The organism is Streptomyces sp. NPDC050315, from assembly GCF_040655775.1.
GTDB lineage: Bacteria > Actinomycetota > Actinomycetes > Streptomycetales > Streptomycetaceae > Streptomyces.
Genome location: NZ_JBFAKN010000004.1, coordinates 604047 through 624694, shown reverse-complemented (window position 1 = coordinate 624694; position 20648 = coordinate 604047). Strand labels below are relative to the sequence as shown.

Here is a 20648-nt window from a genome sequence, read left to right as displayed (position 1 = left end):
CGCGGCCCCGCACGCGGGCGAACTGTGGGGAGAACATGAACGAGGGCACGGCCTCCGGGCCCCACCACGAGGACCGTTCCGACGCGGGCGCCGGCCGGGAGGCCGAAGCGTCGCCGCCGCCGTCGGAAACCGGGGCGCAGCCCCCGGCGACGGCCGGCGAAACGATCGCGTCGCGGCCGCTGCATCCCGAGGACCCGTACGGCACGCCGCCGTACGGCGGTCCCGGACCGTGGGCCCCGGCGCCGCCGGTGCAGCGCCCGGTACCGACACCGCCCCGGGGCACCACGGTCCCGACCCCGCTCCCGCCCCCGCCGGCACCGGCCGCTCCACAGCCGCCCGCCCCCACAGCGCCCGCTTCCCCGGCCCCCGCCCCGCACTCCGAAGCCGGCGGTCCCTGGGAGCGGTACGACCCCTGGGCCGCGCCGTCCGCTGCGGGCACGCCGACGCCGGGGGGCGCGGAGGTGCCGCGGAAGCACGGGCGCGGGCGGATCGTCGCGGGCGCCGTCGTGCTCGCGCTGGTGGCGGGCGGCGTGGGCGGTGTCGTCGGCGCGTACATCGAGCGCGACGGCGGCGTCGGTGACGTCCGGCTGCCGCAGGTCTCCGGCGAGCAGACCGGCCGCGCCCCGGACAGCGTGGCGGGCATCGCGCGGACCGCGCTGCCCGGCGTCGTCACGCTGCATGTGCGCGGCGGCGGCGAGGAAGGCACCGGCACCGGCTTCGTACTGGACCGCCGCGGCCATCTCCTGACGAACAACCACGTCGTCGAGGCGGGCGGCGCGGACGGCGAGATCTCGGTCACGTTCAGCGGCGGCTCCACCGCCACCGGCCGGGTCGTGGGCCGGGACAGCGGCTATGACCTCGCCGTCGTCAAGGTCGACGGCGTGAGCGACCTCAAGCCGCTCACCCTCGGGAACTCCGACGATGTGCGCGTCGGCGACCCCGTCGTGGCGATAGGCGCGCCCTTCGACCTGGCCAACACCGTCACCGCCGGCATCATCAGCGCCAAGCAGCGCCCCATCACCGCGGGCGGCGAGGGCGGGGCCGGCGGCGACGTCAGCTACGTCGACGCGCTGCAGACGGACGCGCCGATCAACCCGGGCAACTCCGGCGGGCCGCTGGTCGACGGCCGGGCACACGTGATCGGCATCAACAGCGCCATCCGCGCGGCCGGCAGCGGCGACACCCTCGGCGCCGAGCAGGGCGGCAGCATAGGGCTGGGCTTCGCCATACCGATCAACCAGGGCAAACGCGTCGCCGAAGAGCTGATCAACAACGGCCGGGCGACGCATCCGGTGATCGGCGTGATGCTGGACATGGGGTACTCGGGGGACGGCGCCCGGGTCAGCGCGAAGGGCCGGGGCGGCGGCGCGGCGGTCACGCCCGGCGGGCCGGGCGCCCGGGCCGGCATCAAGGCGGGCGACCTGATCACGGAGGTGGACGGCGGTCCCGTACACAGCGGCGAGGAGCTGATCGTCAAGATCCGCAGCCACCGCCCCGGGGACCGGCTGAAGCTCACGGTCGAGCGCGACGGCCGTCCGCGCACGGTCGAAATCACCCTCGGCTCGTCCACCGACCAGAGCTGACTGTCTCGATCGTTTGCACGGTGTTGGGGCGGGTGACTCCCGCTGGACGACTGCGGACAGGTACCGTGATAGTCGGCCTGGCCGGAAGGCCGTCAGGATGGGCCGCGGACGGATCAAGGAGCTGCCAGGTGTTCTTCGACATAGGACCCCTCGAAATGGTCGCGCTCGTGATCCTCGCGGTACTGATCTTCGGCCCGGACAAGCTGCCGAAGGTGATCCAGGACGTGACCGGATTCATCCGAAAGGTGCGGCAGTTCTCCGACAGCGCCAAGGACGACATCCGCTCCGAGCTGGGCCCCGAGTTCAAGGACTTCGAGTTCGAGGACCTGAACCCGAAGAACTTCGTTCGCAAGCACGTCATGGAGAAGGACGAGTACGGCCTCAAGGACCTCCAGGACATCCGCAACGGCTTCGATGTGAAGCAGGAGATGGCCGAGGTCACGGAGGCCGTCCGGGGTAACGGCGACGCCGGTGGTGGCGTCCGCCACAGCCTCACCAAGGACGCCCCGGCCGCCGGAAACGGCACGTCCGACCGGCTCACCAAGCGCGAGACCCCCGCCGCCCAGGACCGTCCGCCTTTCGACGCCGACGCCACCTGATACGTCCGTATGTCCGGCTGTGTTGACGCGTATGGCTATGCTCCCGGTGTCCGGGGTGAGGTCGCCTGAGGGGGGCGGGCCGCCCACGACGCAGGGCAACGAGGAGGCTCCGCGCAGATGGAGACGAAGAGTCCGGCCGGCGCACACCCGGTGTCCGTTGACACCGGGGAGAAGGTCGACGGCTATCTGATGGCCGATTTCCCGTGGTACGGCCTGGACGAGGCGTTCACGGGCCCGCGCCGGCTGATGCACGCCGGCGTCACCCCCCAAGGCACGGTCGAGCACGGCTCGCTCGCGCACGGCGAGGAGCCCACCATTCGGGTGGAGACCGTGCCGGACGCCGACCGCTTCACCGTCGTCGTCACCGTCCCCTGCCGCCCCGTACGGCGCAGCGCGGACGGCACCGGCGTCCTGGAAGCCACCTCGGTCTCCTCGGCCGCCTGGCTGGCCGGCTCGGGCCTGCTGAACTGCACCTGGCCGGTGCAGATGGAGCGGGCGCTGCGGCAGGACTGGCTGGACCAGCAGACCATGCTCGCGTGGGAGCTGGCGGACGACCTGACCGGCGAGGCGTGGAGCGAGCTGACGCTCCCGGTGGACGGCGTGCCGACGCCGTTCCACTACCGCGAGTCGGAGTACGGCTGGGTGCTCGCGGGCTCGGCGGGCGACGGCCCGGACGGCGCGCACATCGGCGCGTACGGGCGCGGCATGAGCGCCTACGGCCTGGGCTTCGCGGTCGTCAAGGACATCAAGGCGTACGAGGGCTGAGCGCCGCCGAGTACGAGGGCTGAGCGCCCGCCGGGGCCCGCACGGCTCGGTACGTACGAGGAAGGGGCGGACCGCTCGGCGGCCCGCCCCTTGTACGGCCCGGGAATCGCCCCGGTACCGCTCAGAACTTGTTGCGCGGGGTGATCCCCAGCGACATGCCCGACAGGCCGCGCTGACGGCCGCCCAGCTTGCCGGCGATCGCGCGGATCGCCGCGCCCGCGCCGGAGTCCGGGTCGGTGAGCACGACCGGCCGGCCCTCGTCGCCGCCCTCGCGCAGCCGTACGTCGATCGGGATCGAGCCGAGCACCGGTACCTGCGTACCGGTCGTCTTCGTGAGGCCCTCGGCGACCCGCTCGCCGCCGCCCGTGCCGAACACGTCGACGATCTCGCCGGTCGGCAGCTCCAGGCCCGCCATGTTCTCGACCACGCCGACGATCTTCTGGTGGGTCTGTACGGCGATGGAGCCGGCCCGCTCGGCGACCTCGGCGGCGGCCTGCTGCGGGGTCGTCACGACGAGGATCTCGGCGTTCGGCACCAGCTGAGCCACGGAGATCGCGATGTCGCCGGTGCCCGGGGGCAGGTCGAGCAGCAGGACGTCCAGGTCGCCCCAGTACACGTCCGCGAGGAACTGCTGGAGCGCGCGGTGGAGCATGGGACCGCGCCAGACGACCGGGGCGTTGCCCGGGGTGAACATGCCGATCGAGATGACCTTCACGCCGTTCGCGGCCGGCGGCATGATCATGTTCTCGACCTGGGTGGGGCGGCCCTCGGCTCCCAGCATGCGCGGCACGGAGTGGCCGTAGATGTCCGCGTCCACGACGCCGACCTTCAGGCCGTCGGCCGCCATCGCCGCCGCGAGGTTCACCGTCACCGAGGACTTGCCGACGCCGCCCTTGCCGGAGGCGACCGCGTAGACCCGGGTCAGCGAGCCGGGCTGGGCGAAGGGGACCTCGCGCTCGGCGGTGCCGCCGCGCAGCGCGGTGGCCAGCTCCTTGCGCTGCTCGTCGCTCATCACGTCCAGCTCGACGGCGACGCTCGTTACGCCCTCGACCTTCGCGACCGCGTCGCGCACATTGTTGGTGATCGTCTCGCGCATCGGGCAGCCGGAGACGGTGAGGTAGACCACGACCGACACCGCGCCGTCGGCCGCGATGTCCACCGATTTGACCATCCCCAGCTCGGTGATGGGGCGGTGGATCTCGGGGTCGTTCACCGTCGCGAGCGCATCGCGGATCGCGTCCTCGCTCGGAGCGGCCGTCGTGGGCGTGTCGGTAGCCATGTACTGCATGGTACGGCTCAGTAGGTGGCCTCCGGAAAGGGCCGCACACATCGTGTGCGTCACTCCCGGTGGCGGCGGCCCAGTGGCTCGTCCCCGCCCCGCCGCTCCTCCAGTTCCTTGATCAGCGCCTCGAACTCGGAGCGGATCCAGTCGCGGGTGGCGACCTCGCCCAGGCCCAGCCGCAGCGCCGCGATCTCCCGCGCCAGATACTCCGTGTCCGCGATGGAGCGCTCGTTCTGCTTGCGGTCCTGTTCGAGGTTGACGCGATCGCGGTCGTCCTGGCGGTTCTGCGCGAGCAGGATGAGCGGGGCCGCGTACGACGCCTGCAGGGACAGCGCCAGGGTCAGGAAGATGAACGGGTACTCGTCGAAGCGCAGTGGCGGCGGCGCGGACACGTTCCACGTCACCCACACGATGATCGTGACGGTCATCCAGACGAGGAACCGGCCCGTGCCCAGGAAGCGCGCGATCCGCTCCGAGAGCCGCCCGAATGCCTCGGGGTCGTACTCCGGCAGCAGTCGGCGGGTGGGCGCGCGTGGCATGTCCAGCCGCACCCGCGCACGCTCCCCGGACACCGCCGCGGCCCGCGCCCGCTCCTTCGCGCTCTCACGCTCCTCAACGCCCATGTGCACCCCCACCGGCCGCCCCTGCGGCGCTGCTGCCCTGAGCACCGCCCGAGTGCCCGTTCACGCGCTCCTCCGCGCGCTCGTCGCCACCCTCGGCCATGCGCGCGCCGGGGTCCACCCCGGGCGCGCCGTGCAGATCCGTCTCGCGCCAGTCCTCGGGCAGCAGATGGTCCAGTACGTCGTCGACCGTCACCGCGCCCAGCAGCGACCCGCTCTCGTCCACCACCGGCGCGGCGACCATGTTGTACGTGGCGAGGTAACTGGTCACGGCGGGCAGCGGGGTGTCCGGCGGCAGCGGCGGCAGATCGCTCTCCACGATCGCGCCGACGAGGGTGAAGGGCGGGTCGCGCAGCAGCCGCTGGAAGTGCACCACGCCGAGGTACTTGCCGGTCGGCGTCTGGTCCGGCGGCCGGCAGACGTACACCTGGGCGGCGAGCGCGGGGGAGAGGTCGGGGTCGCGTACCCGGGCGAGCGCGTCGGCGACCGTGGCGTCCGGGCTGAGCACGATCGGCTCGGTGGTCATCAGGCCGCCCGCGGTCCGCTCCTCGTACGACATCAGCCGCCGCACGTCGGCCGCGTCGCTCGGCTTCATCAGCGTCAGCAGCCGCTCCTTCTCGTCCTCGGGGAGCTCGGAGAGCAGGTCGGCGGCGTCGTCGGGGTCCATCGCCTCCAGGACGTCGGCGGCCCGCTCGTCCTGCAGCTTGCCGAGGATCTCGACCTGGTCGTCCTCCGGCAGCTCCTCCAGGACGTCGGCGAGCCGGTCGTCGTCCAGCGCGGCGGCGACCTCGGCGCGCCGCTTCGGGTTGAGGTGGTGCAGGACGCTCGCCAGGTCGGCGGGGTGCAGCTGCTCGAAGGTGGCGAGCAGGCTCTCCGCGCCCTGCCCGTGCTCCTCCAGAGAGAACCCGGTGACCTGCGACCACTCCAGGGTCAACGTTTCTCCGCGGCGCCTGAGCGTCCCGCCCTTCCCCTTCCGTACGAAGACCTTGTCGATCTCCCAGTCGCGGCGGGCCGGCAGCTGGGTGATGCCGATGTCCAGGACGGTGACCTCTTCGCCGGTCTCCACGATGCGCACCCGGCGGTCCAGCAGCTCGCCGAGGACGAGGGTCTCGGAGGCGCGCTGCTCGAAGCGCCGCATGTTGACCACGCCGGTCGTGATCACCTGGCCGGACTCCACGCCCGTCACCCGCGTCATCGGCAGGAAGATCCGGCGCCGGCTGATCACCTCGACGACCAGTCCCAGCAGCCGCGGCGGCCGGCCGCCCACGCGCAGCATGGCCACCAGGTCCCGTACCCGGCCGACCTGGTCGCCGTTGGGGTCGAAGACGGCGATGCCGGAGAGGTGCGAGACGAACACCCGGGGGGTGACCACCGCCATGCCGCGCGCCTCCGCTCCTTCTCCTCCGGCTCCCGGCGGACCGGGGACCTCCGGCTCCCGGCGGACCGGGGCCGCCCGACTCCCGATAAAACGGCTGAAATCGCGCTTCGGCCGGACTTCAGGCTAACGCGCTCCCCGGGCGGGTGCCCCGACAGGCACCACCGTACGGCTGTCCCCTCCCCGCCCCGGCCCTCCGCGTCGGAAGGTGTGCGGGGCACCGGTACGCTGCCGTACGCCGTCGAGGCCACCGCGACCGACCCAGTGCACCAGGAGGCAGGCAGCCGTGACCGCTATTTCGCCAGGTTCGCCAGGAACGAGCCGCCGGTCCCGCACCGCCCGCCGCCGCGCGGGCCGGGCGACCGCCGCCGCGGCGGTGTGCGCGGGCCTGGCCCTTGCGCTGGCGGCCTGTGGCGGCGCGGAGGAGGACCCGGACGCGGGCACCAACGGCGTCGGGAAGCTGACCCCCGCCAAGATCCGGAAGAAGACGCTGGCCGCCGCCGACGGCGCGGGGAGCGTGCACGTCTCCGGCAAGCTCGTCAGCGGCCGCAGCACGTACGAACTGGACATGCAGCTGGCCCAGAACGGCGGCAAGGGCACGGTCAGCACGAAGGACACCACCTTCTCCCTGCTGCGCATCGACCGGTCGCTGTGGGTGAAGGCCGACACCGACTTCTGGGCGCACCAGAAGGGCTCCTCGCCGAGCAAGAGCGACACCGCGGCCGCCGCCAAGCTGGACGGCAAGTACGTGAAGGTGCCCTACGAGGACCGCACCTACAAGCAGTTCAGCGGCTTCACCGAGAAGGACCCGCTGCTGGATACGCTGCTCACGCTGCACGGCGGCCTCTCCCGCGGCGCGCACGGCAGCCTGGACGGGACCCGCACGATCCGCCTCGCGGCCGCGCGGGGCAACGGGGGCACGCTGGACGTCTCCCTGGAGGGCGAGCCCTACCCGCTGCGCCTGCAGCGGGCCGGCGGCGCGGGCGTGGTCACGTTCGAGGACTGGGGCGAGCACATCGAGCTGGAGCGCCCGGACGACGACAAGGTCGTGGACTACGGGGAGAGCCTCGGCAGCGGGAACTGACCCGGCCGCGCCGGCATTACGGGAGCGGCGCCCGGCCGCTTCCGGGGGCGTCGCTCAGCCGCGCCGCTTCTTCCGGCGCAGCAGCTTCGGCAGCGCCGCGGGGATCGGCTCGCGGGTCGTGGCGTCGGTCGGCAGCGGGCGGGCCGCCTGCGTGTCCGCACCGAACTCTGTACGGGCCGTGGGCGCCCCGTCCCCGGTGAGCGGGGCCAGCCGCAGCACCCGGCACTCACGGGCCCAGCGCTCCGGCATGGTGTCCGCGTCCGGCGCGTTCAGCCGCTTGCCCTTCAGCTCGCCGACGGCGGCCTCCCAGGGCTCGCTGTGCGGCGCGGCCTCGGTGACCCGGGCCGTCCAGGCGACCAGCCGGCCGCCCTTGTCCTTGCTGCGGACGGTGACGGTGGCGGTGCCCCCATCGGTGAGGCCGAGGTCCGCGAGCGGCTGCTCCAGGGGGCCGTCGCCGACCAGGCACGCGGCACCGTCGTGCCAGACGTGCCACAGCGCGCGGGCCGGGCCCGCGGTCCCCTGGACCCAGATGAGGCCGGACTTCTTGGTGGCCTCCTCGATGAGGGCCTGGTCGAGCAGCGGCTGAGGCACGGTCTCCGTCATGCCCGCAACCTTAGCCAGGCCCGTGCGGGGACCCTGCTGCCGCCCCGCGCCGAGCGCTCGTGCCGCTGTGCGCGCCCCCGCCCGCTACAGCCAGCCGTTGCGCTTGAAGCCGCGGTGGATGCCGAAGCAGATGGCGACCGTGACGATCAGCACCGCCGGGTAGCCGTACTTCCACTGCAGCTCGGGCATGTACTTGAAGTTCATGCCGTAGATCCCGGCGATCATCGTCGGCACGGCGAAGATCGCCGCCCACGATGTGATCTTGCGCATGTCCTCGTTCTGCGCCACCGTCGCCTGCGCCAGGTTGGCCTGCAGGATGGAGTTCAGCAGGTCGTCGAAGCCGATCACCTGCTCGTTGACGCGCGCCAGGTGGTCGGCGACGTCCCGGAAGTACTTCTGGATGTCGGAGTCGACCAGCCGCATCGGCCGCTCGCTCAGCTGCTGCATCGGCCGCAGCAGCGGCGAGACGGCCCGCTTGAACTCCAGTACCTCGCGCTTGAGCTGGTAGATCCGCCCGGCGTCGCCCTTGGACGCGCTGCCGCCCCGGCCCTGCGCCTTGCCGTTCGTGCCGGAGCTGAAGACGTCGATCTCCACCTCGTCGATGTCGTCCTGCACCGCGTCGGCGACCGCGATGTAGCCGTCCACGACCTGGTCGGCGATGGCGTGCAGGACCGCCGAGGGGCCCTTGGCGAGCAGCTCGGGGTCGTCCTGGAGGCGGTGCCGCAGCGCGCGCAGCGAGCCCTGGCCGCCGTGCCGGACGGTCACGATGAAGTCCCGCCCGGTGAAGCACATCACCTCGCCGGTCTCCACGACCTCGCTGGTGGCGGTGAGCTCGGCGTGCTCGACGTAGTGGATCGTCTTGAAGACGGTGAAGAGCGTGTCGTCGTACCGCTCCAGCTTGGGCCGCTGGTGGGCGTGGACGGCGTCCTCGACGGCCAGCGGGTGCAGCCCGAACTCCTTGGCGATACCGGCGAACTCGCGCTCGTTCGGCTCGTGCAGGCCGATCCAGGTGAAGCCGCCGTTCTCGTGGACGTCGGCGATCGCCTCGCTGGGGCTGACGTGGCCGCTGACGCGGCGACCGTCGCGGTAGACACCGCAGTCGACGATGGCGCTGTTGGTCGTGGCGGCGCGGGTGGTCTCGTACTCGTAAGAGTCGCCGCGACGCCGGGAGGGGCGGACGGCGGCGCGCAGGTCGCGGATCATCGACATGGCGGGCTCCTTCACGGGCCGGCCGTCAGCCGTGGGCGCGGGGCGTAGCGCAACCCGGAACGTGGACGTACGCGGCATCGTCGGCCGTACGTCCGCAAAGCGGGCGGCGCTCCGTGCGGTGGTGCTGACGGCAGTTCGCAGTGCGGAAAGAACAGGGAGAACCGAGGTGCAGGCGTTCTTCCGTCAAAAGCTGCGGGTGCGAAGGGTCTTCACGTGTTTCGCCGCGACGCGGCGGGGTACGGAAGCTCTCGGAATCAGGAGAGTCGCATCATCAGCGGGAGGACGGGAGAACTGCCGGTACTGCACGGTCGACTAGGATCCATGCCAGTCCCACCTCCTCCGGCCGGTCCCTGCTGGGGGACGACGTCTTTCGCTGACCAGATGGCAAGGCTATCAGCCGACTGAACCATTACGGCCCCGCTCCACCGCCGCTTTGCCTGTTCCATACCGGGCGTCAGGGCGGGCCTATGCTCGCCGCATGTCTGACGTTCTTGAGCTGGTCGAGGCCCGGCTGCTGATGGCCCTGGGCAAGCCGGACGCGCGCGCCGCGGTGACGTTCCTCGGTACGGACCGCATCGAAGTACTGCGCTACGCCGACGGCGAGCTGGTGCGATACGTCACCCTCGGCATGTCGGCGAACCCGATGACCGATCCGGCCAGCCCCTCGCCCGACCACCACCCCTCAACGAGCCGCTCCGCGGCGCCCCTGTCTGTCGTACTCGCCGACCCCCTGCGCGGTCCTCGTGCGGAGCTGGTCCTCACGGTCCGGAACGGCCGCGCCGACACCGACAAGGTGCTCAGGTCGCTCGCCGTACTGGCCGCGTCCCCGCAGGTCGAGGGCGTCATCGTGGCCCCGGGCGCGTCCCTGGACGTGGGCGAGCCGCTGTGGCCGGGCGCCCCCTTCACCTCGGTGCTGGTCACCGAGGGCGGGGGACTGGTCGAGGACCTGGAGCTCGACGACCCGATGGACCCGGTGCGCTTCCTGCCGCTGCTCCCGATGACCCCGAACGAGGCGGCCTGGAAGCGGGTGCACGGCGCGGCGGCCCTGGAGGAGCGCTGGCTGCAGCACGGCACCGACCTGCGGGACCCGTTGCGGAGCGGCGTACCGCTGGACTGAAGCGGCGGGGCCATGGGCCAACGCAGAGAGATCGAAACGTCACCGTATGAAGATGGCGTGAACCGAGTGGCTTATTGGCCTGAAGGTGACCGGCCCCCGTTGCTGACCGTGCGGCGACGGGGGCCGCGGCGTGCCGGGCGGCCCGGACGGGTGATCGTCCTTGACGCGCGGGCGGCCCTGGAGGACCGTTGAGCGTTATGAGGGGCGAACCCAGTTGCCCGAAGTGCGGTGGCCGGGTGCGGGCGCCCGGTCTCTTTGCCGACTCCTGGCAGTGCGACGTGCACGGCACAGTGCACCCGCTCCAGCCGGTCGTGCCGCCGAGCGTCGAAGCGCTGGCCGTGGTGGTGAACCGTGCGCGCGTTCCCGTATGGATGCCGTGGCCGCTGCCGGTGGGCTGGCTGTTCACCGGTGTGGCCTGCGCCGGGGACGACCGCAGCGGCGGCCGGGCCACGGCGGTGGCCTGCTCGGGGCCCGGACCGCTGGGCGGGCCGGGCGAGCTGGTGCTGATCGCCGAGGAGCTGGGCGTCGGCCTCGGCGCGCGCTATGCGGGCATCGACGGCCCGGACCCGGGCCCGCACATGAAGGTGGACCGGTCGCCGCACGCCAAGGTGCTGGCCGCCGGCCGGCCGACCCCGCTCTGGCACGTCGAGGGCGTCCCCGAGGACCGGGCGGTCTTCGCGGGCGAGGCGCGCGGGCTGTGGCTGTGGGCGGTCGTCTGGCCCGAGCAGTCGGGGCTGCTGCTGTACGACGAGCTGGTCCTGACCGACCTGCGGGACGCGGGCGCCGAGGTCGACCTGCTGCCCTGCGGGGCGCTCTCCCCGCGCATCCTGTCCTGAGCCTGCGCCGCTGAGCCTGCGCCCTCGAAATCGGAGCCCAGCGGTGTCGCGGGTGATCGCCGGGCCGCCGGTTATCCTTTGGGCGTCCCCTGTTGTCCGGCGCCCTGTCCGGCCGTTGCCCGGTCCGCCGTCCCGCCCGTGTCTGGAGTCCGCGTCGTGCGTATCGACCTGCACACCCACTCCACCGCGTCCGACGGCACGGACACCCCCGCCGAACTGGTACGCAACGCCGCCGACGCCGGTCTGGACGTCGTCGCGCTCACCGACCACGACACCGTCGGCGGACACGCCGCGGCCAAGGCCGCGCTGCCGCCCGGGCTCACGCTCGTGACCGGCGCCGAGCTGTCCTGCCGGCTGCCCGCGCGCGACGGCAGCGGCGACGGCATCAGCCTGCACATGCTGGCCTACCTCTTCGACCCCGAGGAGCCGGAGCTCGCCCGTGAGCGGGAGCTCGTACGGGACGACCGGGTGCCGCGCGCCCGCGGCATGGTGGCCAAGCTGCAGGAGCTCGGCGTGCCGGTGACCTGGGAGCAGGTCGAGCGGATCGCCGGGGACGGCGCCGTCGGCCGGCCGCACATCGCCACCGCCATGGTCGAGCTGGGCGTTGTGCCCACCGTCTCGGACGCCTTCACCCCCGAGTGGCTGGCCAACGACGGACGGGCGTACGTCGAGAAGCACGAACTGGACCCCTTCGAGGCGGTCCGGCTGGTCAAGGCCGCGGGCGGGGTCACCGTCTTCGCGCACCCGCTGGCCCTCAAGCGCGGCGTGTGCGTTCCCGAGAGCGCGATAGCCGAGCTGGCCGCCGCCGGGCTGGACGGCATCGAGGTCGACCACATGGACCACGACGCGCCGACCCGCGAGCGGCTGCGCGGCATCGCCGCCGACCTCGGCGTGCTCACCACCGGCTCCAGCGACTACCACGGCAGCCGCAAGACCTGCCGGCTCGGCGAGTACACCACCGACCCCGAGATCTACGGGGAGATCGTGCGCCGCGCGACCGGCGCGTTCCCCGTCCCGGGCGCCGGCGGCTGATCCGGGCCGCCCGGCCGCACACCTTTCCCGCCCCTTCCGGGCCTCTCCGGCGCTCCGCGCCGCCCCTTTCCCCTGCACGCGCGCCGTGACGCGCGCGTGCTCCCGTACCACCGCAAGGCCATCACCGTGCTCGACCTCGCTGTCTTCGGATCCCTCTTTCTCACGCTTTTCGTGATTATGGACCCCCCTGGAATCACCCCGATCTTCCTCGCCCTGACCTCCGGCCGCCCGGCCAAGGTGCAGCGCCGGATGGCCTGGCAGGCGGCGGCCGTCGCGTTCGGCGTCATCGCCGTCTTCGGCCTCTGCGGCCGGCAGATCCTGGCCTACCTGCACATCTCCACGCCCGCGCTGATGATCGCGGGCGGGCTGCTGCTCCTGCTGATCGCGCTCGACCTGCTGACGGGGAAGTCGGAGGAGCCGACGCAGACCAAGGACGTCAACGTGGCGCTCGTACCGCTGGGCATGCCGCTGCTGGCCGGGCCCGGCGCGATCGTGTCGGTGATCCTCGCCGTGCAGCACGCGCAGGGGCTCACCGGGCAGGTCTCGGTCTGGGCGGCGATCGCGGCGATCCATGTGGTGCTGTGGCTGGTGATGCGCTTCTCACTGGTGATCATCCGAGTGATCAAGGACGGCGGGGTGGTACTCGTGACCCGGCTGGCCGGCATGATGCTCTCCGCGCTGGCCGTCCAGCAGATCATCAACGGTGTGACCCAAGTGGTCAGCGGCAGCTGAGAGGCCTCATGAAACACGCCGCCCCCGTACGGATCGTCCGTACGGGGGCGCAGCTGTCGGCGGGCCGGTGGTCCGGCGGGCCGGTGAGCCGGGGGCCGCGTTACGAAGCGGCCGCCGCGGAATCGGCGGGGCGGATGTAGATGCGCTGGCCGATTGCGGCGGCCTGCTGCACGATCCGGTTGACGGAGGCGGCGTCCACGACGGTGCTGTCCACGGCGGTGCCGTTGACATCGTCAAGGTGCATGATCTCGAAGCGCATAAAGGGCTTCTCCCTTCGTCTGATCCTCCTGAGGAGAACTACTCGAACGGCACGAGTGCCTGTCATCGGTGTCAGGCGTGCCATAGGGGACAACGACGTGCCCTGAGCAATAATTCCCTACGCTAAAGAAAATTTTCGCCAGTCTAATTACTCACCAGTAAGTACGGTCGTCGCACGCCACCCGGCCGGTTGTGTCTCCCCCGTCCGCGCCAGGAGAATCGGACCGGTATGAACGACGACCTCCGGCCCCCGGGCCCCACCGACCTCACCGCTGTCGTGGCGGGCATCGAGCGCACCAACGAGCTGCTCAACCGCGTCCTGGCCGAGGTCGCCACCACTCCCTCGACGCACGCCGTCTTCGTCGACGCCGGCTACCTCTACGCCGCGGCCGGCCGGCTGGTCACCGGTACGGAGGACCGCCGCTCCTTCGACCTCGATGCCGAGGGGATCATCGACGCGTTCATCGAGATGGCCCGCACGGTCTTCCCCGACAGCCGGCTGCTGCGGGTGTACTGGTACGACGGCGCGCGGCGCCGCATCCACACCCTGGAGCAGCAGTCCATCGCCGAGCTCCCCGACGTCAAGGTCCGCCTCGGCAACCTCAATGCCAACAATCAGCAGAAGGGTGTCGATTCCCTGATCCGCTCCGACCTGGAGTCCCTCGCCCGGCACCGCGCCATCAGCGACGCGGTGCTCATCGGCGGCGACGAGGACCTGGTCTCCGCCGTCGAGGCGGCGCAAGGGTACGGCGCGCGGGTGCACCTGTGGGGCATCGACGCCGGCGACGGGCGCAATCAGGCCGAGCCGCTGCTCTGGGAGGTCGACAGTCAGCGCACCTTCGACCTGGAGTTCTGCAAGCCGTACGTCACCGAGCGCGCGCCCCACGACGGCGGCCCCGCGGGTACGGCCGACGACGGCCCGGCCCCCAGCCGCGAGGACGTCCGCTTCGTCGGCGCGCAGGTGGCCGCCCAGTGGCTGGCCTCGCGCGGCCGGGACTGGACGGCCGACCTGCTGCCCGGCCACCCGTACCTCCCGGGTGCCGTCGACCAGGACCTGCTGACCACCGCCGAGGGCCTGCTGCGCCACTCCCTGCGCCCGTACGCGGACCTGCGGCGGGTGCTGCGGGACGGCTTCTGGGAGCACGTACGGGCGCAGTTCTGAGCCCGTACGCGGGCCGGGGAGTCCCTGCGCGGTCGGGGGCCCGAACGCTGCCCGGCGCGTCAGTGCGCCACGTACTCCGCGAGGCGCGCGAAGAAGTCGGTCCAGCCCGCCTTGGCGTGCGCGTACTGCTCGGCGGACAGCGTGCCGCCGGTCTGCTGGAAGTCCATCTCGGTCTTGTCGCCGAGACCGTTGAGCGTGACGGCGACCAGCTCGCCCTCGGAGTCTTCAGGCGCCGAGGCGTCCTTCAGGGTGAAGACCAGCCGCTCGGGCGGCACGATCTCCCGGTAGACGCCGCCGAACGGCAGCTCGCCGCCGTCCTGGGTGCGCACGACCAGGTGCCACGCGCCGCCCGGCCGGACGTCCATCGCCATCGCCTCGACGGGGACCTCCAGCTCGCCCCCGTACCAGTACGCGAGCGCCTCCGGCGTCGTCCACGCCCGGAACACCCGGTCCCGCGGGGCGTCGAAGAGGCGAATGATCGAAATGCCGCTGTCGTCCGTCATGGCCGTCCGTCCTCCGTCATCGGGTGCGCGGTGGGCCTGAGTGCCTGTGCCCGAGGGCCTGTGGCCTGCCTGTAGATGGTCGCGCGGACGGGCGCGGCCGGCTTCCCGGAGCGGCCGGAGGAGTGCCGTTCCGGCCATTCCGGAAAGCCGAGTGACGTCGTCAGCGGCCGTCCGCCTCGTCCCAGAAGGAGACCAGGGCCGCCGCCGTCTCCTCGGGCCGGTCGACGTTGGGGGAGTGCTCGGCGCCCGCCACGACGGTGCGGCGCGCGCCGAGCCGCTCGGCCATCTCGTCCAGCTGCGGCACCGGCCAGGCGTAGTCGACGGCGCCGGACAGCACGTGCTTGGGCAGCGGTACGGCGGCCAGCGCGGCCACCCGGTCGGGCTCGCCCGCTATCTGCCGAGCGGTGCCGATCAGCTGTTCCGGTACGGTGCCCAGCCAGCGCCGGTGCAGGAACTCGGCGACCTCCGGCGGGGTGGTCTCGCCCGCCGCCTCCGGGGGATCCAGGTCCCGCATCGCCTGCCAGACGGCCTCCATCGTCAGCGTCTGCAGCGCGTCGATGAGCATCTTGGCGCGGGCCTGCTGCTCGGGGGCGACCGCCGCCGGCCCCGAGCTCATCAGCGTCAGCGAGCGGTACGGCGAGGCGTCCTCGAGCACCGCGGCCCGCGCCAGCAGCCCGCCGAGCGAGTGCCCCAGCAGATGTACCGGACCGGCGTCGAGCGCGGCGGCCTGCGCGGCGATGTCCCGCGCCAACTCGTCCTGGGAGTAAGCCTGTTCCTCGCGTGGCCCGGGCGACTCGTGCTGGCCTCTGCCGTCCACGGCCACGGCGCGGTACCCGGCCGCCGCCAGGGGCGCGAGCAGCGGGAGGAAGTCCTCCTTGCTGCCGGTGAAGCCCGGTACCAGCAGGGCGGTGCCGCGCACGGGACCGTCGGGACGCGCGTCGTGCACCGCGAACTCGCCCCGCGCGGTGGCGAGTCGGTACGCACGGGCACACGCGGGCAGATCGAGGAACGGGGGCCTACTCATGGATCAGAGGCTATCCGGGACGGATGTCCGGCGGGTGCCGGAGAGATGACGTCCGCCTGCTCGGCCATACGGCGTACGACGTAGTGCGTACGGCCGTCGGGCGGACGGCAGCGGACGCTGTGCGCACGGCCGCCCGTCCGTACGACGACGGCCCCGTACCGGCTGAGCGGTACGGGGCCGTCGATGGCCTGCGGGATCAGCCCTCGGGCGTGACCTCGGCGGCTGCGGCCGTCTTCTTGGCCGCGGTCTTGCGCGTACGGCGGGGCTTGGCGGGCGCCTCGGCGTCCGTGCCCTCGGCTGCCTCGACGGTGGCCTCGGCCTTCTTGGCGGCCGTCTTGCGCGTGCGGCGCGGCTTGGTCGGGGCCTCGTCCGCCGCCGCGGCCTCGGCGCCTTCCGCGGCGTCCACCGCGGCCTCCGCCTTCTTGGCGGCGGTCTTGCGGGTCTGGCGGGGCTTGGCGGGCGCCTCGGTGGCCTCGGCGGTCGCGTCCGTGCCCTCGGCGGCCTCGACGGCGACCTCGGCCTTCTTGGCGACGGTCTTGGCGGCCGTCTTACGGGTCCGGCGGGGCTTGGCCGGGGCCTCGGTGGCCTCGGCGGCCTCGGCCGTCACCTCGGTGCCCTCGGCGGTGTCCACCGCGGCCTCCGCCTTCTTGGTGACGCTCTTGGCCGCGGTCTTGCGCGTACGGCGCGGCTTGGCGGCCGGCGCCTCGGCGGGCTCCTCGGGGGCGCTCTCCGTGACGGTGGCCTGCGCGGTGGCGCGCTCGGCGGCCTTCGCGGCGGCGGCCTCCTCGGCGGCGCGGCGCTCGGCGGCCAGCCGTCGCGCGGCGACCTCGACCGTCTGGAAGCCCACCGAGGTGTCCTCCTTGACGATCACCGGGCGCCGGGGCGCCGGAGTCTTGGCGACGGGCGCCCGGACCTCGGCGGTGGCGACCGCGGCCTCGGCGGCCTGGGGAGCGCGGGTGCCGCGCGAGCGGCGGCGGCGCGGCTTGGCCGGCGCCTCCTGCGCGGCGTCCGGGCCGGTGCTCTGTACCGGAACGGTCGCGGCCTCGGGCGCCGCCGGCTCGGCGGTCACCGGCGCGGCCTGCGCGACGGCCGGCGCGGGCTCGGCCACGGCGTGCGCGGTGGCGGTCCGCTGCGTGGTGGCGGCGGACGTGACGGCACCGGACGCGGCGGAGCGCGTGCGGCGACGGCGGCGCGGCTGGCGGGGCGCGGTCGTGCCCTCGGCGGTGTCCGCCGCGGCCTCGGCCGCCTCGCCGGCCTGCGTACCGGTGACAGGGGCCTGCGTGCCGGTGGCAGCGGCCTCGTCCTCGATCGGGGCGCCGTTGCGCATACGGCGGCGCTTGCGCGGCGTACGCGTACGCTCCGGGCGCTCCTCCTCGCGGTCCCGGCCGGCCTTGCGCGGCCCGCGGCCGCGGCCGCCGGTCTCACCGAGGTCCTCGACCTCCTCGGCCGCCAGGCCCGCGCGGGTGCGCTCCGAGCGCGGCAGTACGCCGGTGATGCCCTGCGGAATGTTCAGCAGCTCGTAGAGATGCGGGGAGGTGGAGTACGTCTCCTCCGGATCGTTGAACGAGAGGTCCAGCGCCTTGTTGATCAGCTGCCAGCGCGGGATGTCGTCCCAGTCGACGAGCGTGACGGCGGTGCCCTTGGCGCCCGCGCGGCCCGTACGGCCGATGCGGTGCAGGTAGGTCTTCTCGTCCTCGGGCGTCTGGTAGTTGATGACGTGCGTCACACCGCCGACATCGATGCCGCGCGCCGCGACATCGGTGCACACCAGAACGTCGACCTTGCCGTTGCGGAAGGCGCGCAGCGCCTGCTCACGGGCGCCCTGGCCGAGGTCGCCGTGGACCGCGCCGCTGGCGAAGCCGCGGCGCGCGAGCTGGTCGGCGATGTCGGCCGCGGTGCGCTTGGTACGGCAGAAGATCATCGCGAGCCCGCGGCCCTCGGCCTGCAGGATGCGCGAGACCATCTCCGGCTTGTCCATGGAGTGCGCGCGGAAGACGTGCTGCGTGGTGTTGGCGACCGTCGCGCCCTCGTCGTCGGGCGAGGTGGCGCGGATGTGGGTCGGCTGCGACATGTAGCGCCGCGCCAGCGAGATGACCTGGCCGGGCATGGTCGCGGAGAACAGCATGGTCTGCCGCTTGGCCGGGAGGTACTGGATGATCTTCTCGACGTCCGGCAGGAAGCCCAGGTCGAGCATCTCGTCGGCCTCGTCCAGGACGAGGGCGCGGACCTGCGAGAGGTCCAGCTTCTTCTGGCCCGCCAGGTCCAGCAGGCGGCCCGGGGTGCCGACGACGACGTCGACGCCCTTCTGGAGCGCCTCGACCTGGGGCTCGTACGCCCGGCCGCCGTAGATGGCGAGCACGCGGACGTTACGGACCTTGCCGGCGGTCAGCAGGTCGTTGGTGACCTGCTGGCACAGCTCGCGGGTGGGGACGACGACCAGCGCCTGCGGCGCGTCGGTCAGCTGCTCGGGCTTGGCGCGGCCGGCCTCGACGTCGGCGGGGACGGTGACGCGCTCCAGGAGCGGAAGGCCGAAGCCGAGGGTCTTGCCGGTGCCGGTCTTGGCCTGGCCGATGACGTCGGAGCCGGAGAGGGCGACCGGAAGGGTCAGGGCCTGGATGGGGAACGGAGTCGTGATGCCGACCGCCTCGAGGGCTTCGGCGGTCTCGGGGAGGATCCCGAGGTCTCGGAACGTAGACAGGATGCTTGCCTCTTCTGTGAGTCGCGGCGCGAGGCGTCGAAGGGGATCAACCGTGCCTGCCTGCCGTCGTACGGGTTCGTACTCGGCTCGGCCCGGCCTCCTAGGGCCGGATGGCGCGGGACCACTGCCTTCGCTCAGGCGCTCGTGCCGCGAGCGGTGTTCCCCTGCCGTGCGCTGTCTGTACGCGTCGGGGCAGAGGGCGGTCGGGGTGGAGCCGATCGGGCCACCGACCGGGCATCCGCATTCGTGAAACACCCACCGAAACTTCGGCGGGCTCTTTACCACCATACCCCGGATGAGCGCATGTGTGTCCGGGCAATCGTTCGGTCGGGTGGGACCCGAGTGGCTGACCAGGCCCTTCCCCGGGTTGCGGAGCGGGCTATTGTGCGCTCCATGGAGACGCCTGACAACGCCACCGCCGACGCCCCCGCCACGCCCGACGAGCCCACCGGGATCGCCGACCGGACCTGGGAGGAGGCGGCCGCCGACCCGCAGTACCGGGCCGCGGTGATCGACCTGCTCGGCGCCCTCGCGTACGGCGAGCTGGCCGCCTTCGAGCGGCTGGCCGAGGACGCCAAGCTGGCGTCCACGACGGACGACAAGGCGGCGCTGGCGAAGATGGCGACGGCGGAGTTCCACCACTTCGAGCGGCTGCGCGAGCGGCTCGCGCAGATCGACGCGGAGCCCAACGCGGCCATGGAGCCGTTCGCCGCCGCGCTGGACGAGTTCCACCGCCAGACCGCGCCGTCGGACTGGCTGGAGGGCCTGGTCAAGGCGTACGTCGGCGACTCCATCGCCAGCGACTTCTACCGCGAGGTGGCGGCCCGGCTGGACTCCGACACCAAGGAGCTGGTGCTCGGTGTGCTGGATGACACAGGGCACGCCTCCTTCGCCGTCGAGAAGGTCCGCGCGGCCATCGAGGCCGATCCCCGGGTCGGCGGCCGGCTCGCGCTGTGGGCGCGCCGCCTGATGGGCGAGGCGCTCTCCCAGGCGCAGCGGGTGGTCGCGGACCGGGACGCGCTGTCGACGATGCTGGTCGGCGGCGTGGCCGACGGCTTCGACCTGGCGGAGGTGGGCCGGATGTTCTCGCGGATCACCGAGGCGCACACCAAGCGGATGGCGGCCCTGGGGCTGGCCGCGTAAGCGGACCCCAGAAGGCGCGCCCGGCGGGCGTGCGATCACTCACACCTCTGTGCGCCCCGCACTGCACCGCAGGCGGGGCGCACAGACGCGAACGCGCCGTTTCTCCGTCCGGACATCGGCCGGAAACCGTCCGTCCCGCGCCCGTCACGGCTTGGAGCGGGGCTCCTCAGGCCGCCGTCGCTGATCGGCGCAGCCGACGGGCCGGCCGGGGCTCGGGACGCAGCAGCAGCGAGAGCAGCGCCGCGGACAGGCCTACGGCCACGACGAGGACGACCGGTATCCGTCCCGGCCCCAGGATCGTGTGCGCCAGCAGCGCGCCGAAGACGGCCGCCGCGGGCCCCGTGGACAGCGTCAGGCTGCGCTTCGGGAAGCGGCCGGGCAGCCGCCGGAGGGCGGCGAGGGCAAGGGCGAGGCCCAGGGCGGCGGCGCCGAGCACTTCCAAGATCATGTTTCCCCTCCCGCACACGGATGACGCCGCCGTGCAGGGCGGTGTCATGGCCATTCGTGGGCCGTCGTACCCAAGGGGCGCCACGGGCAATCGTGCCGGGCCGGACAAAGGTGCGATCACGGCTCTGAGCAGGGAAAAAGTGCCCGACAGTGCGGAGAGCGGGCGCATACGTACGGGCGGCGCCCCGGGGATGGTCTCCCCGGGGCGCCGCCCGTCATACGTGCTGTGCGCGGCAGGCGTCCTACAGAGCGCCGAAGCCCACCTTGCGCCCGGCGGGCTCGCCGATCTCGACGTACGCCAGCCGGTCCGCCGGTACCAGGACCTTGCGGCCGTGCTCGTCCTCCAGGCTCAGCAGCTGCGACTTGCCGGCCAGCGCGGCGGCAACCGCACTCTCGACCTCCTCGGCAGGCTGCGAGCTCTCCAGGACGATCTCGCGGGGCGCGTGCTGCACGCCGATCTTGACCTCCACGGCTTATGTCCCTCCGACGGTCTCGGTCCCCCCGGGCTGACCAGGGGGTGGGGTGCGCGTTGATCCGCGCCGTACGCAGCACACATTAGCCCGGTACGGGGACGGA

General features: G+C 72.8%; 21 protein-coding genes. 10 read left to right on the top strand and 11 right to left on the bottom strand.

What is annotated here, in order from left to right; translation table 11 throughout:
* Positions 1–35: 35 nt before the first annotated feature.
* The 3 genes from AB0I82_RS18060 to AB0I82_RS18050 all read left to right on the top strand — a co-directional run bounded on the left by AB0I82_RS18060 (position 36) and on the right by AB0I82_RS18050 (position 2947).
* Positions 36–1583, top strand: a complete 1548-nt coding sequence (locus AB0I82_RS18060) for a trypsin-like peptidase domain-containing protein (protein WP_363258213.1) — start codon at positions 36–38, stop codon at positions 1581–1583.
* Positions 1584–1711: 128 nt separating this feature from the next.
* Entirely contained in the window at positions 1712–2182 is a 471-nt protein-coding gene (locus AB0I82_RS18055; protein WP_363258212.1) for a sec-independent translocase, read from the top strand.
* Between the two features lie 117 nt (positions 2183–2299).
* Complete coding sequence (locus AB0I82_RS18050) at positions 2300–2947, top strand: hypothetical protein (protein ID WP_363258211.1); 648 nt, start codon at positions 2300–2302, stop codon at positions 2945–2947.
* Between the two features lie 121 nt (positions 2948–3068).
* Here the strand turns inward: AB0I82_RS18050 and AB0I82_RS18045 are convergent, their stop codons facing one another.
* From AB0I82_RS18045 to AB0I82_RS18035, 3 genes are read right to left on the bottom strand one after another with little or no spacing between them, the layout of a single operon-like run.
* Positions 3069–4226, bottom strand: coding sequence for an Mrp/NBP35 family ATP-binding protein (locus AB0I82_RS18045; protein WP_363258210.1), 1158 nt, complete (start codon positions 4224–4226; stop codon positions 3069–3071).
* Positions 4227–4285: 59 nt separating this feature from the next.
* Complete coding sequence (locus AB0I82_RS18040; protein ID WP_363258209.1) at positions 4286–4852, bottom strand: DUF1003 domain-containing protein; 567 nt, start codon at positions 4850–4852, stop codon at positions 4286–4288.
* Positions 4842–6227 (bottom strand): CBS domain-containing protein, encoded by a 1386-nt coding sequence (locus AB0I82_RS18035; protein WP_363258208.1) that lies wholly within the window; start codon positions 6225–6227, stop codon positions 4842–4844. Before AB0I82_RS18035 ends, AB0I82_RS18040 begins: the two co-directional genes overlap by 11 nt.
* A gap of 373 nt (positions 6228–6600) precedes the next feature.
* Between AB0I82_RS18035 and AB0I82_RS18030 the strand changes: the two genes are divergently transcribed.
* Positions 6601–7308: a hypothetical protein gene (locus AB0I82_RS18030; protein ID WP_363258418.1), complete on the top strand. Its 708-nt coding sequence runs from the start codon at positions 6601–6603 to the stop codon at positions 7306–7308.
* 54 nt (positions 7309–7362) lie between these two features.
* On the opposite strand, the gene AB0I82_RS18025 is transcribed toward AB0I82_RS18030, so the two are convergent.
* Together AB0I82_RS18025 and AB0I82_RS18020 are read right to left on the bottom strand one after the other, a co-directional pair.
* The gene (locus AB0I82_RS18025) at positions 7363–7911 is read right to left on the bottom strand and encodes a hypothetical protein (protein ID WP_363258207.1); all 549 of its coding nucleotides are present in this window, start codon (positions 7909–7911) and stop codon (positions 7363–7365) included.
* 84 nt (positions 7912–7995) lie between these two features.
* Positions 7996–9120, bottom strand: a complete 1125-nt coding sequence (locus AB0I82_RS18020) for a magnesium and cobalt transport protein CorA (RefSeq protein WP_363258206.1) — start codon at positions 9118–9120, stop codon at positions 7996–7998.
* Positions 9121–9598: 478 nt separating this feature from the next.
* Here AB0I82_RS18020 and AB0I82_RS18015 point away from each other — a divergent pair, with 478 nt between their 5' ends.
* The 4 genes from AB0I82_RS18015 (at position 9599) to AB0I82_RS18000 (ending at position 12837) form a co-directional block, all read left to right on the top strand.
* On the top strand, positions 9599–10237 hold the full coding sequence (locus AB0I82_RS18015) for a suppressor of fused domain protein (RefSeq protein ID WP_363258205.1): 639 nt from the start codon (positions 9599–9601) through the stop codon (positions 10235–10237).
* Positions 10238–10434: 197 nt separating this feature from the next.
* Entirely contained in the window at positions 10435–11073 is a 639-nt protein-coding gene (locus tag AB0I82_RS18010; protein ID WP_363258204.1) for a DUF6758 family protein, read from the top strand.
* Positions 11074–11229: 156 nt separating this feature from the next.
* A complete protein-coding gene (locus AB0I82_RS18005; RefSeq protein WP_363258203.1) occupies positions 11230–12105 on the top strand; it encodes a PHP domain-containing protein in 876 nt (291 codons plus the stop codon).
* 126 nt (positions 12106–12231) lie between these two features.
* Positions 12232–12837: a MarC family protein gene (locus AB0I82_RS18000; protein WP_363258417.1), complete on the top strand. Its 606-nt coding sequence runs from the start codon at positions 12232–12234 to the stop codon at positions 12835–12837.
* A 100-nt stretch (positions 12838–12937) separates the two neighbouring features.
* Here the strand turns inward: AB0I82_RS18000 and AB0I82_RS17995 are convergent, their stop codons facing one another.
* Entirely contained in the window at positions 12938–13096 is a 159-nt protein-coding gene (locus tag AB0I82_RS17995; protein ID WP_169746159.1) for a hypothetical protein, read from the bottom strand.
* A gap of 228 nt (positions 13097–13324) precedes the next feature.
* Here AB0I82_RS17995 and AB0I82_RS17990 point away from each other — a divergent pair, with 228 nt between their 5' ends.
* The gene (locus AB0I82_RS17990; RefSeq protein ID WP_363258202.1) at positions 13325–14257 is read left to right on the top strand and encodes an NYN domain-containing protein; all 933 of its coding nucleotides are present in this window, start codon (positions 13325–13327) and stop codon (positions 14255–14257) included.
* A gap of 59 nt (positions 14258–14316) precedes the next feature.
* Here AB0I82_RS17990 and AB0I82_RS17985 read toward each other — a convergent pair whose 3' ends face one another.
* The 3 genes from AB0I82_RS17985 to AB0I82_RS17975 all read right to left on the bottom strand — a co-directional run bounded on the left by AB0I82_RS17985 (position 14317) and on the right by AB0I82_RS17975 (position 18485).
* Positions 14317–14760: an SRPBCC domain-containing protein gene (locus tag AB0I82_RS17985; protein ID WP_363258200.1), complete on the bottom strand. Its 444-nt coding sequence runs from the start codon at positions 14758–14760 to the stop codon at positions 14317–14319.
* 160 nt (positions 14761–14920) lie between these two features.
* Positions 14921–15784, bottom strand: a complete 864-nt coding sequence (locus AB0I82_RS17980; RefSeq protein WP_363258199.1) for an alpha/beta hydrolase — start codon at positions 15782–15784, stop codon at positions 14921–14923.
* Between the two features lie 196 nt (positions 15785–15980).
* On the bottom strand, positions 15981–18485 hold the full coding sequence (locus AB0I82_RS17975; RefSeq protein ID WP_363258416.1) for a DEAD/DEAH box helicase: 2505 nt from the start codon (positions 18483–18485) through the stop codon (positions 15981–15983).
* 390 nt (positions 18486–18875) lie between these two features.
* On the opposite strand from AB0I82_RS17975, the gene AB0I82_RS17970 reads away from it, so the two are divergent.
* Complete coding sequence (locus AB0I82_RS17970) at positions 18876–19625, top strand: ferritin-like fold-containing protein (RefSeq protein ID WP_363258198.1); 750 nt, start codon at positions 18876–18878, stop codon at positions 19623–19625.
* A gap of 166 nt (positions 19626–19791) precedes the next feature.
* On the opposite strand, the gene AB0I82_RS17965 is transcribed toward AB0I82_RS17970, so the two are convergent.
* Complete coding sequence (locus AB0I82_RS17965) at positions 19792–20073, bottom strand: hypothetical protein (RefSeq protein ID WP_363258197.1); 282 nt, start codon at positions 20071–20073, stop codon at positions 19792–19794.
* Positions 20074–20314: 241 nt separating this feature from the next.
* Entirely contained in the window at positions 20315–20542 is a 228-nt protein-coding gene (locus tag AB0I82_RS17960) for a DUF3107 domain-containing protein (RefSeq protein ID WP_030264152.1), read from the bottom strand.
* Positions 20543–20648 lie beyond the last annotated feature (106 nt).

What these genes read in the sequence shown, in the direction of transcription:
- AB0I82_RS18060 (WP_363258213.1), top strand. Translation starts at nt 36, where the DNA reads ATGAACGAGGGCACGGCCTCCGGGCCCCACCACGAGGACCGTTCCGAC.
- AB0I82_RS18050 (WP_363258211.1), top strand. Translation starts at nt 2,300, where the DNA reads ATGGAGACGAAGAGTCCGGCCGGCGCACACCCGGTGTCCGTTGACACC.
- AB0I82_RS18045 (WP_363258210.1), bottom strand. Translation starts at nt 4,226, where the DNA reads ATGGCTACCGACACGCCCACGACGGCCGCTCCGAGCGAGGACGCGATC.
- AB0I82_RS18040 (WP_363258209.1), bottom strand. Translation starts at nt 4,852, where the DNA reads ATGGGCGTTGAGGAGCGTGAGAGCGCGAAGGAGCGGGCGCGGGCCGCG.
- AB0I82_RS18035 (WP_363258208.1), bottom strand. Translation starts at nt 6,227, where the DNA reads ATGGCGGTGGTCACCCCCCGGGTGTTCGTCTCGCACCTCTCCGGCATC.
- AB0I82_RS18025 (WP_363258207.1), bottom strand. Translation starts at nt 7,911, where the DNA reads ATGACGGAGACCGTGCCTCAGCCGCTGCTCGACCAGGCCCTCATCGAG.
- AB0I82_RS18020 (WP_363258206.1), bottom strand. Translation starts at nt 9,120, where the DNA reads ATGTCGATGATCCGCGACCTGCGCGCCGCCGTCCGCCCCTCCCGGCGT.
- AB0I82_RS18015 (WP_363258205.1), top strand. Translation starts at nt 9,599, where the DNA reads ATGTCTGACGTTCTTGAGCTGGTCGAGGCCCGGCTGCTGATGGCCCTG.
- AB0I82_RS18010 (WP_363258204.1), top strand. Translation starts at nt 10,435, where the DNA reads ATGAGGGGCGAACCCAGTTGCCCGAAGTGCGGTGGCCGGGTGCGGGCG.
- AB0I82_RS17995 (WP_169746159.1), bottom strand. Translation starts at nt 13,096, where the DNA reads ATGCGCTTCGAGATCATGCACCTTGACGATGTCAACGGCACCGCCGTG.
- AB0I82_RS17990 (WP_363258202.1), top strand. Translation starts at nt 13,325, where the DNA reads ATGAACGACGACCTCCGGCCCCCGGGCCCCACCGACCTCACCGCTGTC.
- AB0I82_RS17985 (WP_363258200.1), bottom strand. Translation starts at nt 14,760, where the DNA reads ATGACGGACGACAGCGGCATTTCGATCATTCGCCTCTTCGACGCCCCG.
- AB0I82_RS17980 (WP_363258199.1), bottom strand. Translation starts at nt 15,784, where the DNA reads ATGAGTAGGCCCCCGTTCCTCGATCTGCCCGCGTGTGCCCGTGCGTAC.
- AB0I82_RS17970 (WP_363258198.1), top strand. Translation starts at nt 18,876, where the DNA reads ATGGAGACGCCTGACAACGCCACCGCCGACGCCCCCGCCACGCCCGAC.
- AB0I82_RS17965 (WP_363258197.1), bottom strand. Translation starts at nt 20,073, where the DNA reads ATGATCTTGGAAGTGCTCGGCGCCGCCGCCCTGGGCCTCGCCCTTGCC.